17 protein-coding genes and 11 tRNA genes are annotated in these 14,347 nt (G+C 43.2%); 26 read left to right on the top strand and 2 right to left on the bottom strand.

Annotated elements, in window-relative coordinates; translation table 11 throughout:
- Positions 1-22: 22 nt before the first annotated feature.
- The gene (locus ACTHRG_RS18240; protein ID WP_440231733.1) at positions 23-736 is read right to left on the bottom strand and encodes a rhomboid family intramembrane serine protease; all 714 of its coding nucleotides are present in this window, start codon (positions 734-736) and stop codon (positions 23-25) included.
- A gap of 155 nt (positions 737-891) precedes the next feature.
- On the opposite strand from ACTHRG_RS18240, the gene acpS reads away from it, so the two are divergent.
- The 14 genes from acpS (at position 892) to ACTHRG_RS18170 (ending at position 12,215) form a co-directional block, all read left to right on the top strand.
- Positions 892-1,245: a holo-ACP synthase gene (acpS, locus tag ACTHRG_RS18235; RefSeq protein ID WP_076263010.1), complete on the top strand. Its 354-nt coding sequence runs from the start codon at positions 892-894 to the stop codon at positions 1,243-1,245.
- Between the two features lie 144 nt (positions 1,246-1,389).
- Entirely contained in the window at positions 1,390-2,403 is a 1,014-nt protein-coding gene (locus ACTHRG_RS18230; protein WP_076263013.1) for a LolA family protein, read from the top strand.
- A gap of 370 nt (positions 2,404-2,773) precedes the next feature.
- Positions 2,774-3,928, top strand: coding sequence for an alanine racemase (gene alr / locus ACTHRG_RS18225; RefSeq protein ID WP_076263015.1), 1,155 nt, complete (start codon positions 2,774-2,776; stop codon positions 3,926-3,928).
- A gap of 184 nt (positions 3,929-4,112) precedes the next feature.
- A complete protein-coding gene (locus tag ACTHRG_RS18220) occupies positions 4,113-4,394 on the top strand; it encodes a CopG family ribbon-helix-helix protein (RefSeq protein WP_035331931.1) in 282 nt (93 codons plus the stop codon).
- A 4-nt stretch (positions 4,395-4,398) separates the two neighbouring features.
- A complete protein-coding gene (ndoA, locus tag ACTHRG_RS18215) occupies positions 4,399-4,749 on the top strand; it encodes a type II toxin-antitoxin system endoribonuclease NdoA (RefSeq protein WP_009336311.1) in 351 nt (116 codons plus the stop codon).
- Between the two features lie 371 nt (positions 4,750-5,120).
- Positions 5,121-5,954, top strand: coding sequence for an RsbT co-antagonist protein RsbRA (locus tag ACTHRG_RS18210; RefSeq protein ID WP_076263017.1), 834 nt, complete (start codon positions 5,121-5,123; stop codon positions 5,952-5,954).
- On the top strand, positions 5,951-6,313 hold the full coding sequence (locus ACTHRG_RS18205) for an STAS domain-containing protein (RefSeq protein ID WP_009336309.1): 363 nt from the start codon (positions 5,951-5,953) through the stop codon (positions 6,311-6,313). Before ACTHRG_RS18210 ends, ACTHRG_RS18205 begins: the two co-directional genes overlap by 4 nt.
- 4 nt (positions 6,314-6,317) lie before the next feature.
- The gene (locus ACTHRG_RS18200) at positions 6,318-6,719 is read left to right on the top strand and encodes an anti-sigma regulatory factor (protein ID WP_035331811.1); all 402 of its coding nucleotides are present in this window, start codon (positions 6,318-6,320) and stop codon (positions 6,717-6,719) included.
- A gap of 11 nt (positions 6,720-6,730) precedes the next feature.
- Complete coding sequence (locus ACTHRG_RS18195) at positions 6,731-7,741, top strand: PP2C family protein-serine/threonine phosphatase (protein WP_076263019.1); 1,011 nt, start codon at positions 6,731-6,733, stop codon at positions 7,739-7,741.
- Between the two features lie 60 nt (positions 7,742-7,801).
- Positions 7,802-8,134, top strand: coding sequence for an anti-sigma factor antagonist (locus ACTHRG_RS18190; protein ID WP_035331808.1), 333 nt, complete (start codon positions 7,802-7,804; stop codon positions 8,132-8,134).
- Complete coding sequence (gene rsbW, locus ACTHRG_RS18185; RefSeq protein ID WP_076263021.1) at positions 8,131-8,604, top strand: anti-sigma B factor RsbW; 474 nt, start codon at positions 8,131-8,133, stop codon at positions 8,602-8,604. Before ACTHRG_RS18190 ends, rsbW begins: the two co-directional genes overlap by 4 nt.
- Entirely contained in the window at positions 8,582-9,376 is a 795-nt protein-coding gene (gene sigB, locus ACTHRG_RS18180; RefSeq protein WP_061792715.1) for an RNA polymerase sigma factor SigB, read from the top strand. The genes rsbW and sigB overlap by 23 nt, the downstream gene beginning before the upstream one ends.
- Positions 9,373-9,969, top strand: coding sequence for a PP2C family serine/threonine-protein phosphatase (locus tag ACTHRG_RS18175; protein WP_076263023.1), 597 nt, complete (start codon positions 9,373-9,375; stop codon positions 9,967-9,969). The genes sigB and ACTHRG_RS18175 overlap by 4 nt, the downstream gene beginning before the upstream one ends.
- 68 nt (positions 9,970-10,037) lie before the next feature.
- Complete coding sequence (locus tag ACTHRG_RS18170; RefSeq protein ID WP_076263025.1) at positions 10,038-12,215, top strand: Tex family protein; 2,178 nt, start codon at positions 10,038-10,040, stop codon at positions 12,213-12,215.
- 164 nt (positions 12,216-12,379) lie between these two features.
- Here the strand turns inward: ACTHRG_RS18170 and cmpA are convergent, their stop codons facing one another.
- Entirely contained in the window at positions 12,380-12,493 is a 114-nt protein-coding gene (gene cmpA / locus ACTHRG_RS18165) for a cortex morphogenetic protein CmpA (protein ID WP_009336300.1), read from the bottom strand.
- A gap of 133 nt (positions 12,494-12,626) precedes the next feature.
- On the opposite strand from cmpA, the gene ACTHRG_RS18160 reads away from it, so the two are divergent.
- The 12 genes from ACTHRG_RS18160 to ACTHRG_RS18105 all read left to right on the top strand — a co-directional run bounded on the left by ACTHRG_RS18160 (position 12,627) and on the right by ACTHRG_RS18105 (position 14,347).
- A complete protein-coding gene (locus tag ACTHRG_RS18160) occupies positions 12,627-13,100 on the top strand; it encodes a SprT family protein (RefSeq protein ID WP_076263028.1) in 474 nt (157 codons plus the stop codon).
- Positions 13,101-13,253: 153 nt separating this feature from the next.
- A tRNA-Asn gene (locus tag ACTHRG_RS18155) sits at positions 13,254-13,328 on the top strand.
- A 5-nt stretch (positions 13,329-13,333) separates the two neighbouring features.
- A tRNA-Ser gene (locus tag ACTHRG_RS18150) sits at positions 13,334-13,424 on the top strand.
- A gap of 15 nt (positions 13,425-13,439) precedes the next feature.
- A tRNA-Glu gene (locus ACTHRG_RS18145) sits at positions 13,440-13,511 on the top strand.
- Positions 13,512-13,542: 31 nt separating this feature from the next.
- A tRNA-Asp gene (locus ACTHRG_RS18140) sits at positions 13,543-13,618 on the top strand.
- A gap of 8 nt (positions 13,619-13,626) precedes the next feature.
- A tRNA-Gln gene (locus ACTHRG_RS18135) sits at positions 13,627-13,701 on the top strand.
- An 8-nt stretch (positions 13,702-13,709) separates the two neighbouring features.
- Positions 13,710-13,785 (top strand) — tRNA-Lys (locus ACTHRG_RS18130).
- 15 nt (positions 13,786-13,800) lie between these two features.
- Positions 13,801-13,885: transfer RNA gene (locus ACTHRG_RS18125), tRNA-Leu, on the top strand.
- A gap of 60 nt (positions 13,886-13,945) precedes the next feature.
- Positions 13,946-14,031: transfer RNA gene (locus ACTHRG_RS18120), tRNA-Leu, on the top strand.
- Between the two features lie 60 nt (positions 14,032-14,091).
- Positions 14,092-14,168: transfer RNA gene (locus tag ACTHRG_RS18115), tRNA-Arg, on the top strand.
- A 5-nt stretch (positions 14,169-14,173) separates the two neighbouring features.
- Positions 14,174-14,250, top strand: a tRNA-Pro gene (locus tag ACTHRG_RS18110).
- Positions 14,251-14,273: 23 nt separating this feature from the next.
- A tRNA-Gly gene (locus tag ACTHRG_RS18105) sits at positions 14,274-14,347 on the top strand.

Genomic DNA, 14,347 nt, shown 5'->3' with positions numbered 1-14,347 from the left:
AACTGTCCAGCTGTGGGCGTTATTATCTGGCTAAAAACCCCACTATGGCTAAAATAACGATAACTCCCCAAACAGCAAGCCTTGATGCAGGCACTCCTTTTAAAGAAGGCCTGATGCCGGAAAATCCGCCTGACCTTATGATGCCGGATGAAGAAGATGAACGAGAGGCTGCGCCAATCAGGAAGCCTGCAAAAAGGCCGAATATATGCGCCGTCACATTGATGTTTGGCTGCAGGAAGGTCATAATGACCCCGATGATCGTGATGGTCAGGATAATTTGTGAGTTTTCCCTGGATAAAAGTTCTTTTCGAAAGACCAGAATTGCTGCAAAGTAGCCGAACAGGCCAAAGATCGCACCGCTGGCTCCGGCGTGAATATACGTTAATGGCTCAAGGATGAGTGTAGCAATATTGGCGGCTGCCCCCGCAGTGATATAAAGCAGAATGAATCTGGTTTTCCCGAGGAGCCTTTCCAGGACAGGACCGAATAGAACAAGTGAAAAGCTGTTAAATAAAACATGGGAGAAGCCGCTGTGCAGGATGATGGGGCTCAGCAGCCGCCAGTATTCACCCTCCACAATATATAAATTGACACCAGCCAGCTTCTCAAATATAAGTGAATTTGGGAAAAGGGGAATGACGGTTAATAGATAGATGATAATATGGATACAAATGATAGCAGTAACAACAGGGTAATAGCGGATAAATTCCTTAAAGCTTTCCGTTCTCGTAAACATGGCTCTCCTCCGTGCTTAAATAGTTATCTACATCATAGCCTGAAAAGCGGGTTTTCAGCATGCCATAACACTTATTCAGCGGATCATGTGTACATAATCCTGCTTCTACTGTATTCTTTATGCAGCAATTAATATAAATAGAAGGAAGATGAGAGATGATTTCCGGTATTGGGATTGATATTGCAGACCTGGAGAGGATACGGAAAATTATTGCCAGGCAGGAACGGTTTCCTGCTCGGATTCTGACGCCTAAAGAGCTGAATGGCTATCAGCAATTGCCGGAAAAAAGGCGCGCAGAGTTTCTTGCAGGAAGATTTGCGGCCAAAGAAGCTTTTTCAAAGGCATGGGGAACCGGAATTGGCGAAGAACTTTCCTTTCAGGATATTGAAATTGAAAAGGATGAAAAGGGTAAGCCGTTTATTGTAAAGCCATTTAAAGAGGGGGTTCACTTGTCGATTTCCCATAGCAGGGAGTATGCTGTGGCTCAGGTGGTTATAGAAAAAGAATGACTTTTTACTGCAGCAAGAATTTCACAAGCTTGTCATTCCTCCTAGCATATTCCTTAAGGTTGTCTCATATATTCATAATGCGATAGGAGAGACAGGCCGGAAGTTCGGCCAATCTCACTGAAATGAGACAAAGGGGCTGAAGGAATGAAGAAAAAGTGGTTCATGCTGCTTGCCGGGCTTTTGGTTGTTCTTGCATTGTCTGCCTGTGGTTCTAAAACACAGGAGGATGTTGTGAAGGATCTTAATAAAAAGCTCGAAGACGTTAAGGGATACAAGGCAGAGGCAAAAATGACTCTGCAGATGGGAACTGACCCGCAGACATATGAAATAGAAGTGTGGCATAAAGATCCGGATTTTTACCGGGTAAACCTGAAAAACGCCCAAAAGGAACAAAGCCAGATGATTCTGCGAAACAATGACGGTGTTTTTGTCCTCACTCCTGCGCTGAACAAAAGCTTCCGCTTCCAGAGTGATTGGCCGCAGAACAGCAGCCAGGCTTATTTATATGAATCATTAGTCAAGGACATTATGGAGGATAAAGAAGCTAAGTTCTCCGCTACAAAAGAGCATTATGTGTTTGAAACCAAAACACGCTACCAAAATAATCAGATGCTTCCTGTACAGGAAATCAAGCTGAAGAAGTCCGATTTATCCCCAGTCAGTGTGAAGGTTATGGATCCCGATAAAAATGCACTTGTAACAGTAGAATTTTCAAATGTAAAGTTCAATGCAAGCTTTGATAAGAAAGACTTTGACATGCAAAAGAACATGACAGGCGCCCAGCTCGAAGTGCCAGTCATGGCCGAGGTGGAGGATCAGGAATTCACAGTTAAATATCCGCAGATGGACATGGCAGATGTAAAGCTGGTTGATGAACAGGAAATGAAAACAGAAGACGGCAAGCGCGTTGTATTGACATACGATGGAGAAAAGTCATTCACGCTTGTACAGGAAAAGGCTGCTGTCATGCCGACATCATCCGTTGTTACATCTGTTAAAGGCGAGCCGGTTGACCTTGGCTTCACCATTGGTGCACTTTCTGACAACACCATCTCCTGGACCTACCAGGGCGTGGATTATATGATCGCATCCAACGATTTATCTCCTGAAGAAATGTCCGATATTGCCCGCTCGGTACAAGGAGAAATGGTGAAATAAATCATTGTCTAAAGCAGGTCTCATAGGGGGCCTGTTTTTTGTGTTGGGGTGGAAAGATGGACGGGGTCGGATACTGGATTTTGGATTAATAGCTTTGTGAGTTTGAAGCAGGATGAAGTTAGGACTCAGCGATAGAGGTTTACGCATTCTGAGTCAGAAGTAGGCTAAGGTTCGGACTCAGCTCCAGAGGTTTAGGCATTTTGAGTCAGAAGAAGGCCAAGGTTCGGACTCAGCGCCCGGATTTACGCATCAAGCCCGGGCTCCCGGACCCTCAGAACCCAGTTTCAAAAAAATATTCATTTGACAAACCATTTGCCGAGTTTGATAATCGACATGTATAAAGCAATGGCTAAAGGACGTGAACACATCGATGAATGAACAGACAAAAATGTATCGGGACACTTGGGCAGAGATAAATCTGGACCATATTTCATATAATGTAGAGTCAATGAAAAAACATGTAAAAGAAGGGGCAAAAATCATTGCGGTTGTTAAGGCAAATGGGTATGGGCATGGAGATGCAGCTGTAGCGAAGGCAGCGCTTGAAGCAGGCGCATCCTCCCTGGCGGTTGCGACCCTGGATGAGGCAATCGCATTGAGAATGAAAAAAATTGAAGCGCCAATTTTAGTAATGGGAGCGAGCCGTCCGGAGCACGCAGGCGAGGCAGCATCAAATAACATCTCCCTCACTGTTTTTCAGCAGGAATGGCTGGTAAAAGCAGCTGAATATGTAGAAAATGGAACCCTCAATATTCATATAAAGCTTGATACCGGCATGGGCCGCCTGGGGATTCGCAGCCGGGATGAGCTTGCTGGAATTGAGAGCGTTATCAAAAGGGACAAGCGTTTTCTGCTTGAAGGAGTATTTACACACTTCGCGACAGCGGATTCATTAGACAACGCCTATTTTGAAACGCAGCTGAGCAGGTTTGAAGAAATGATCGGCTGGCTGGAGGTATTGCCGAAGTACGTCCACACCAGCAACAGTGCGGCAGGCCTCAGGTTTCCAAAAGCGCATATGAATGCTGTCAGAATGGGGATCAGCATGTATGGACTGTCTCCATCCATGGAAATAAAGCATGTACTTCCATTCGAGCTGAAAGAAGCTTTTTCTCTCCACACTTCAATTGTTCATGTGAAAAAGCTCCATAAAGGCGAGAAAGTCAGTTATGGTGCAACTTATGAAGCACAAGAAGATGAATGGGTTGCAACATTGCCGATTGGCTATGCGGATGGGTGGATCCGAAAGCTTCAGGGGCAGGAGGTTCTTGCTGAAGGAGTGAGGGTTCCGATTGTTGGAAGAATATGCATGGATCAATGCATGATTAAGATACCTCATGAAATGCCTGCAGGAACAAAGGTAACCCTGATCGGCGAGCAGGGGAAAGAAAAAATTCCGGTGGACGAAATCGCGGAAAAGCTTGAAACCATCAACTATGAAGTTACCTGTATGGTATCTTCCCGGGTTCCGCGCATATATAAAAGAGATGGTAAAATTATCGGGGGAATTAATTATCTGTTATAATTGAAAAAAATTAATTGTTGTTAAGAAGAGCTTCCGCTTTTCTTTAATCATGCATAAAATACTATTTTTTTGGCCGATAATACAGAAGAATTAAAGAATCCCCTTTGCATTGGGCTTTATTAATGGTAATATTGAAAATGGTAGATATAAAAATGGTGTGTAGTGATGGTGGAGGTGTATGTTTGTGTCTGAGTCCAGCACAACAACAGAGATAATGGTGAAGTTACCGCAGCATCTTTTAACCGAGTTAGACGGATTTGCTAAACAGGAAAACGTTAACCGGAGCGAATTCATTTATCAAGCAACCAAAATGTATTTGCGTGAACGCAAAAAGAGACAAATTCGCGAGTCCATGAGACGTGGTTACATGGAGATGGCGAAAATAAATTTGACGATTGCATCTGAAGCATTTCAAGCGGAATACGAGGCAGAACACACAGTTGAACGTCTAGTTAGCGGAGGATAATCCTTTGATTGTCAAACGTGGTGACGTTTATTTTGCAGACCTATCCCCAGTTGTTGGTTCAGAACAAGGCGGCGTCCGTCCAGTGCTTGTCATCCAAAACGACATCGGGAATCGGTTTAGTCCCACAGTAATTGTTGCAGCAATCACAGCTCAGATTCAAAAAGCAAAGCTGCCTACTCACGTTGAAATTGATGCGAAGCGTTATGGTTTTGAAAGGGATTCGGTCATCTTATTAGAACAGATTCGTACAATTGATAAACAACGCTTAACCGATAAAATAACCCATCTCGATGACGAAATGATGGAAAAAGTGGATGAAGCCGTGCAAATCAGCTTAGGCCTCATCGAATTTTAGCAAACGCTCTTTTGAAGGGCGTTTTTTATTTTTTTACAGCCAAATAGGTTTAGTTTTTTTTCAATAGGGTAAAAAAGAAAGTCGTTTAATATACAAAATTGTCCGTTTCTGTAAATATACCCGTTTCCAGTTGGGAGTAACCTCCTGTTTGATGGGAAATCGGTGCACTGGAAAAAGGGTTTTCATAAGAAATTGTCGAATTAACCTAAAGATGGGAATTATTAATTTCAGACCCTATAGGTATCATTTGACTCGCATTCGTTGTTATCATTTAATTGGTATATATAAAACAGGAAGATTTTTTTGCTTCTTTACAATAAAGGGGAATTGGAAGGCTAATAATAGATATATGATAAAATAGGGAGGAACAAATGAATTCGACAATATTGAATTTTATACAAAATAATAAAGATTCTATTTTTAATCATTGGCTAAAGGCTACAAAAGAAAACGCGGATGAAAGGGTTACGAAGGTAGTTTCCGATCAGGTATTTATCGGGACAAGCCGGGAATTCATTGACCTGATTATTTCAAATATAAAAAGTTCAAATGAGGAATTCACTTCAAAATTGAGTGATTTCTCTGAGAAAATTGTTCGATTGGGCTGGCCGCTCAGTTTCGTGACAAAAGGGCTTCAAACATTCGGAAAGATTGTGTTCGAGGGCATGCAGGAAGCCGGAATTGTCAGCCAGGAAAACCAAATGAAAGTCATTTACGAGTTCGATGGCTGGATGACTCCCATGGTTAATGAAGTGGTAAATATGTATTCGGCTACTTGGGAAAGAACTGTGTCCCTGCAAAAAATTGCCCTTCAGGAACTGTCTGCGCCGCTGATCCCTGTTTTCGAAGGAATTACGGTCATGCCGCTTGTAGGTACCATTGATACCGAGCGTGCAAAGCAGATTATGGAGAACCTCTTAAATGGAGTGGTTAAACACCGTTCAGAAGTGGTCCTTATAGATATAACGGGTGTGCCGGTTGTTGATACGATGGTCGCCCATCATATTATACAGGCAGCAGATGCTGTAAGACTTGTCGGTGCAAAGTGCATGCTTGTAGGCATACGCCCTGAGATTGCTCAGACGATTGTAAACCTGGGAATTGATTTAAATCAGTTCACCACAAAAAATACCTTGAAAAAGGGTGTAGAAGCGGCTCTTGAGTTAACCAGCCGCAAAATTGTGAAGGTGGAGGGAGAGGAATGAGAGTGAGAATCCCAATTTTAAAGCTGAACGATTGCCTATTAGTCTCCATCCAGTGGGAATTAGATGATCAGACTGCTCTGCAGTTTCAGGAGGATCTGCTCCATAAAATCCATGAGACGAGCGCAAATGGAGTCGTGATTGATTTAACATCTATTGACTTTATTGATTCATTCATCGCTAAAGTTCTAGGCGACGTAATAAATATGTCCAAACTGATGGGTGCAAAAGTAGTCATAACCGGGATACAGCCTGCCGTAGCAATTACGCTTATTGAGTTAGGTATTGGGTTAGATGATGTCCTTACTGCATTAGATTTAGAAAAAGGTTTGGAGAAATTACAACAGGAATTGGGGGAGTAACTGTATGGAAAACCAATCCTGCGTTAAAATCATAAACGAATGGGACATCGTTGCAGCCCGCCAGCTTGGGCGGAATGTTGCTAAAGAGCTTGGTTTTGGTACAGTTGACCAGGCTAGAATCACTACAGCCATTAGTGAGCTTGCCCGGAATATTTACTTATACGCCGGACAAGGGCAAATCTGTATTGAGAAAATATACGACGGCGGAAAAGCGGGATTGCGTATAGTTGCGGTAGACAGCGGCCCTGGAATCAATGATTTACGCCAAGTAATGGAAGATGGATACTCGACATCAGGAGGATTAGGAGCCGGCCTGCCAGGTGTGAAGCGGTTAATGGATGAGTTCTTAATTGACTCCAATCCCGGGACCGGTACAGATATAAAAGCAACTAAGTGGCTTCGTTAGGGGGAAGCGTTATGGATTTCCGAGAAATGATGGAATCAAAGTATCGGGATATTCTTGAGAATTATATTAAGGAACAATCTGAACAGGCACTGTATCAGGGCCAGAAGTTCAGCAGGAAGTCGATCGAGCACAAAATCTCACCTGAAGAGATTATCAGCGTTCATAAAAGCCTGATGGGTGAACTTTATCCGGACTTGCCTGAATATGTTCACCATTCTTTTGATATCCTTCTGGAAGTCATGATAGGCTATGGTTTTGCCTATAGAGAACATCAGAGCTTAAAACATATTCAGCAGGAACTCAGGACAGAAATGGAAATAGCTGCGAATGTTCAGCAAACCCTGCTGGGCACGCAGGTTCCTTCTGTCGAAGGACTGGATATCGGCGCAATAAGTGTTCCGGCCAAACATATGAACGGTGATTATTTCCACTTTGTTCAGGATGAGAACAGCACAATCAGCATCGCCATTGCTGATGTGATCGGTAAAGGCCTGCCTGCAGCCCTTTGTATGTCCATGATTAAATATGCCATGGACAGTGTGCCTGAAAACCGCAATGACCCTAAAACGGTCCTTGAAAATCTTAATCGGGTAGTGGAGCAGAACATAGATTTAACCATGTTCATTACCATGTTTTATGGAATATATGATACAAACAGCCACATGTTCTCATATGGTTCTGCAGGACATGAACCTGGCCTGTTCTATAATGCCGGAAATGAGCAATTTACCGAGCTGACTGCGAAAGGCCTGCTTCTTGGTATTGATAAAAAAACTAAATACCGCCAGTACGAAAAAGGAGTAAATCCCGGAGATATGATCATATTAATGTCAGACGGGGTTACTGAATGCCGTACAGAAGAAGGGTTTATAGAAAAGGAATCGTTGCTGGAATTAATCAAGAAATACATTCATTTAAATGCACAGGAAATAGTTAATAGCGTATATAAAGAACTTGAAAAACTTCAGCATTTTCAATTGCGGGATGATTTTACCTTAATTATTTTAAAAAGAAATGTTTAATGGGTTTTAAAAGCGGGTAACTAGTAAAAAGCAGTTGACATGTAAAGAGGTGGGTCAGTTATGAATATTACTATAGATGTAAAAGAAAATGATATGCTGATTGAAGCAATGATAAGCGGAGAAATTGATGCGTATACAGCCCCTAAACTCCGTGAAGAGCTTTTTCCTTTAACAGAAAAAGAAGGCGTAGAAATGGTGGTCAACCTATCTGAAGTCTCTTATATGGATAGTACCGGTTTAGGCGTATTTGTTGGTGTATTTAAAAATGTCCGTGCCAATAACGGCAAATTTCAAATTGTTGGCTTATCGGACCGTTTAAAGAGACTTTTCGAAATCACAGGCCTGGCGGATATTATCGATATTAACAGCGGGATTGAAGGTGGAGTACAATGAACGAGCCATTTGATTATATAGAGGTGAAAATTCCGGCCAAGCCGGAGTTTGTCGGGGTAATCCGCCTGACATTATCAGGGATTGCCAGCAGAATGGGATTTGCATATGAAGAAATTGAAGATCTTAAGATCGCTACAAGTGAAGCTTGCACCAATGCAGTTCAACACGCATACAAACAGAATGAGCAAGGGGAAGTGGTCATCGGGTTCGGTTTATACACTGACCGGCTTGAGGTAATGGTCGCAGACAGCGGAAATAGCTTTGATTTCCAATCTGCAAGACAAGGCATTGGGCCATATGACCAGACAGATTCTGTGGAATTTCTGCGTGAAGGAGGCTTGGGTCTATACCTGATTGAAACACTGATGGATGAAGTAAGAATTCATCACAAAGAGGGTGTTACGGTCTTCATGACCAAATACCTAGAAGGAGAGCAGGTGGAGAGGGATGCAAAAACAATCTCAACCTAACCAAAAATCCAAAGAAGAAACAAATGCTTTAATCAAAGCCTACCAGCTTCACCAGGATGAAGATGCTCAAAATACCCTGGTTCTTCAATATCAGAATTTAGTTGAAGCGATTGCCCGCAAGTACTCAAAAGGAAGATCCTATCATGAGGATATCGTCCAGGTCGGCATTATCGGCTTATTGGGTGCTATCCGCCGCTATGATGAGTCTTTTGGCAAAACATTTGAGGCATTTGCTGTCCCCACCATTATCGGGGAAATTAAGCGCTTCTTAAGGGATAAAACCTGGAGCGTTCATGTTCCGCGCCGCATAAAGGAATTGGGCCCGAAAATTAAAGCTACCGTTGAAGAGCTTACAACAGAGCTTCATAGGTCGCCTAGAGTAGACGAAATAGCCGATTTGCTTGGGGTTTCTGAAGAAGAAGTGCTTGAAGCGATGGAAATGGGGAAAAGCTATCAGGCTCTTTCTGTTGACCATTCAATCGAAGCTGATTCTGATGGCGGAACGGTCACCCTTTTGGATATCGTCGGTAATGTGGACGAGGGCTTTGAAAAAGTAAACCAAATGCTGGTGCTTGAGAAAGTCCTGCATGTCCTGTCAGAGAGAGAGAAATTAATTATTCAATACACATATCTTGAGAATATGAGCCAAAAGGAAGCTGGAGATAAACTGGGGATTTCCCAGATGCATGTCTCGCGACTTCAGCGCCGTGCGATCAAAAAGCTTCAGGAAGCAATCCACTCTGAAACAAATAACTCGGAGTGCCTTTCATGACCAAATTGGTTAGAGATAACATCGAAGTGATTGCACACCAGACAGCTAAAGAAGGCAAATCTTTCTGCGGTGATGGCTATTATTTTACCGCAACGGATGAATACTTTGTATGTGTGCTGGCAGATGGCCTTGGAAGCGGGGAATATGCTTATGAGGCTTCTTCTGCTGTTGTTTCCGTTGTAGAGAAGCATCATGAGAAAGATGTAGATACGCTTATGAAGCTCTGCAACGAAATTCTTTTGCAAAAAAGAGGAGCAGCAGTGGCGCTGTTTAAAGTGCACTTTGCTTCCAGGGAATTTGTATACAGCTGTGTAGGGAATATTCGATTTTTCCTTTATTCCTCTGCAGGAAAACTCACTTATCCCCTGCCGGTAACAGGATATCTGTCAGGAAGGCCGCAGGTGTTTCATACCCAGCGGTTTACGTATGAAGCGGAGTCTAAATTTTTGATATACTCAGATGGCTTTAATATCCATGGGGTTAAATCTTTGCTGAAAGCATTTCTCCCTATTGATCTTATCTCGGAAGATATAAAGAAGCAGTATCCATCTACTTCAGATGATGCTACTTTCATACTTGGAAGCTTACTCTAGACAGGGTAAGCTTTTTGTTTGTTCTTTTGATAAAATGAATAGTGAGACTCTATGATGGAGGAATGAACTTGGAAAAAACATTGGATAGACAAGATCAAATACTGAATTTAATCTCTGGGGAACTATCGATAGCCATCAAACAAGTAAAAAACACAATCAGCTTGCTGGAAGAAGGAAACACAGTTCCATTTATTGCCCGATACAGAAAGGAACAGACAGGCGCACTGGATGAAGTTCAAATCCGCGATATCATGGAGCGCTGGCAATACATACAAAACCTTAATCAGCGTAAAGAAGAGGTAGTCCGCTTAATTGAAGAACAAGGCAAATTGACGGAAGAGCTAAAAGCCAAAATAGACAAAGCGGTGAAGCTGCAGGAGGTAGAAGACTTATACCGGCCATATAAGCAAAAACGCCGGACAAAAGCCACTGCCGCAAAAGAAAAAGGGCTGGAACCCTTTGCTGAGTGGCTTCTCACCTTTTCGCTAAATGAACCCCCTGCTGTAAAAGCCAAACAATTCTTATCTGATGAAAAGGAAGTAAACACACCGGAAGAAGCAATCGCTGGCGCAAAGGATATTATCGCAGAGTGGGTGTCAGATGAAGCGGAGAGCAGAAAATGGATCCGTATGGAAACAGCCAGAAAGGGAACCATTGAGTCCTCTGTGAAGAACAAAGAGAATGACGAAAAAGGCGTTTATGAAATGTATTATGAGTATGAGGAACCGGTAAGCAAGATTGTTCCACACCGTACACTTGCATTAAACCGCGGTGAAAAAGAGGAAGTATTAAAGATTAACATTAAGCCAAATGCCGAATTTATTTTAAAGTACTTATATAAAAAGTGGGTAAAGGATGAACGTTCTCCTGCAGGCACGATTGTAAAGGAAGCCATTGATGATAGCTACAAGCGTCTGATCATGCCATCGATTGAACGTGAAATACGCAATGAGCTGACTGAAAAAGCAGAAGAACAGGCAATTATGATTTTTTCTGAAAATCTAAGAAAACTGCTGCTTCAGCCCCCGTTAAAAGGAAAGATCGTGCTTGGGGTAGACCCAGCATACAGAACAGGCTGCAAGCTGGCTGTTGTGGATGAAACAGGAAAAGTGCTTGATATCGGAGTTATATATCCGCATCCGCCTGTTTCCAAAACGAATCAGGCAAGGGAGAAAGTAATTCAAATCCTAAAAAACTACAAAGTAAAAATGGTTGCCATCGGCAATGGGACCGCTTCTAGGGAAACCGAACAGTTCATCGCAGATATATTAAAGGACATGAAAGAGGAAATATTCTACCTGATTGTCAATGAAGCGGGGGCGAGCGTCTACTCTGCCTCGGATCTTGCCAGAGAAGAGTTTCCTGATTTTCAGGTGGAAGAAAGAAGTGCTGTATCGATCGCCCGACGCCTCCAGGATCCTCTTGCAGAATTGGTTAAGATTGATCCAAAGTCAGTTGGGGTTGGTCAATATCAGCATGACGTATCCCAGAAAAAGCTGTCTGAATCCCTTTCCTTTGTTGTAGAGACAGCAGTAAACCAGGTAGGCGTCAATGTAAACACCGCTTCATCTTCATTGCTGCAGCATGTAGCCGGCCTGTCAAAAACAGTTGCCGTAAATATAATCAAAAAACGGGAAGAGGAGGGGAGGTTCACGGACCGCAAGCAATTGAAAAAGATCCCCCGCCTTGGTGCCAAAACCTATGAACAGGCAATAGGCTTCCTGCGGATTATCGATGGAAAAGAGCCTCTGGATCGGACGGGAATTCACCCGGAAACATATGCAGAAGTAAATAAATTGCTGGCTAATCTCGGCTTTAAATCAAATGACCTTGGTTCACCATCGCTAAGAGAGGCGCTCAAAGGCATAGATATCAGCAGAACAGCCCGGGAGCTTGAAATCGGTGAGCTGACATTGAAGGATATCATTGACGCTTTAATGAGACCTGAAAGAGATCCGCGTGATGAGCTGCCGAAGCCTCTTTTGAAAAAAGAAGTTCTAAAGCTTGAAGACCTTCAGGAAGGAATGGAATTGCAAGGGACAGTGAGGAATGTTGTAGATTTCGGAGCCTTTGTCGATATTGGAGTCAAACAGGATGGCCTTGTTCATATATCAAAACTCAGCCGCCAATTTGTCAAACACCCGCTGGACGTCGTATCCGTTGGTGATGTGGTAACAGTCTGGGTTGACTCAGTTGATAAACACAAGGGAAGAGTCGCTTTAACAATGCTGGGCCATTCTAATTAATAGAAGCCAATAATTTCACAGTTTTCGAGTCATAAGCCAAATCACACCGGAAATCACTATTTCTAGCGTGATTTGGCTTATGCTTTTTTTGGCTATCGATGAGTTCCGTTTGACTAAGGATCTTCGGCATTGGAACTGGATTGTACGGCAGACATTAGTGCCTTTTATGAGCAATGTTTCTTTCTATAGAAAAACCAGCACTGATTCAGCAGTTTGATCTGATAGCGGTCTTTTTCATAAAAAGCACGCTGGATTTGATTTTGAAACCATACAGGCATACGATTTACCTCCCGTTAATTGGAATCTGAAAATGGCTCCCTCGTTCTGCAAGGAGTTCAGAGCTGTAAAAGGTATATATAATGTATGCTATAATAGGTTGTCATGTTTACGATAAGAAAGGAAAACATTGCGATGAATGACCAGGAGCTTCAGAAACTTGTTGAAAAGATATCATTAGAAAGCTTCGGCAAGCCCTTTTGCCACCAGGCATATTTTAATTCACGCCTAAAGTCCACTGGTGGAAGATATATGCTGAATTCACATCATGTTGAAATTAACAAAAAGTATTATGAGCAGCTTGGACCTGAAGAATTAGCAGGAATAATTAAGCATGAGCTCTGCCATTATCATTTGCACTTAGAGGGAAAAGGATATAAACATCGTGATCAGGATTTCAGAATGCTAATGAAGAAAGTGGGAGCACCCCGATTTTGTTCAGCCTTGCCTGATCGCCCTAAAACAAACAAATCCGCTAAGATTCTTGTTTATGTGTGCAAGGAATGCGGCCAAATTTATCAGAGAAAAAGAAAAGTTGATACGAAGAAATATGTCTGCGGTAAATGCAAAGGGAAATTAGTGTTCAAAAAAGAATTGACATTAGATTAAGTACGCTTTATATTTAATAATTGTCGCAGGTCAATACAGGATAAGCGGCTAATAAATTCTTCTAAAAAGATGCTTGACTTTTATAGTCCGCGTCCTTATAATATGAAGAGTCGATAAGATGTTAACTGTTTTATTGATCAGGTTTATTATTATTCCGCAGTAGCTCAGTGGTAGAGCATTCGGCTGTTAACCGAACGGTCGCAGGTTCGAATCCTGCCTGCGGAGCCATATTTGGGGAAGTACTCAAGTGGCTGAAGAGGCGCCCCTGCTAAGGGTGTAGGTCGCGTAAGCGGCGCGAGGGTTCAAATCCCTCCTTCTCCGCCAGAAAATTCTAACAACGGCCCGTTGGTCAAGCGGTTAAGACACCGCCCTTTCACGGCGGTAACACGGGTTCGAATCCCGTACGGGTCACTTTTTTTTATTTCCGACGGTTTTTATGGATGGTCCCGTGGTGTAGCGGTTAACATGCCTGCCTGTCACGCAGGAGATCGCGGGTTCGATTCCCGTCGGGACCGCCATTTGTTATTGGGCTATAGCCAAGCGGTAAGGCACCGGACTTTGACTCCGTCACTCGCAGGTTCGAATCCTGCTAGCCCAGCCATTTTTAATGAGCCATTAGCTCAGTCGGTAGAGCATCTGACTTTTAATCAGAGGGTCGAAGGTTCGAGTCCTTCATGGCTCACCATTTTAATTTCATATTGCGGGTGTGGCGGAATTGGCAGACGCACCAGACTTAGGATCTGGCGCCGCAAGGCGTGGGGGTTCGACTCCCTTCACCCGCACCATTAATTACCATTGAATTAACGCATCTCGTTTTGGTATGATGTTACTTGTCGCTTTGTTAAGCGGTCGTGGCGGAATGGCAGACGCGCTAGGTTGAGGGCCTAGTGGGGGCAACCCCGTGGAGGTTCAAGTCCTCTCGGCCGCACCAAAAAAAGTTGTTGATATCTGAATTTAAGATCGTTATAATATAAGAGTTGCTTTAATAGATGCGCCCGTAGCTCAATTGGATAGAGCGTTTGACTACGGATCAAAAGGTTAGGGGTTCGACTCCTCTCGGGCGCGCCATTATACGGGGAGTAGCTCAGCTTGGTAGAGCACTTGGTTTGGGACCAAGGGGTCGCAGGTTCGAATCCTGTCTTCCCGACCATTCGGGAAATAACAATTCTATATGCGGGTGTAGTTTAGTGGTAAAACCTCAGCCTTCCAAGCTGATGATGAGGGTTCGATTCCCTTCACCCGCTCCA

The sequence above is a fragment of the Cytobacillus sp. SAFR-174 genome (genome assembly GCF_051964675.1).
Classification (GTDB): domain Bacteria; phylum Bacillota; class Bacilli; order Bacillales; family Cytobacillaceae; genus Cytobacillus.
The sequence above is the reverse complement of the archived record's forward strand: the minus strand, read 5'-3'. Positions and strand labels throughout refer to the sequence as shown.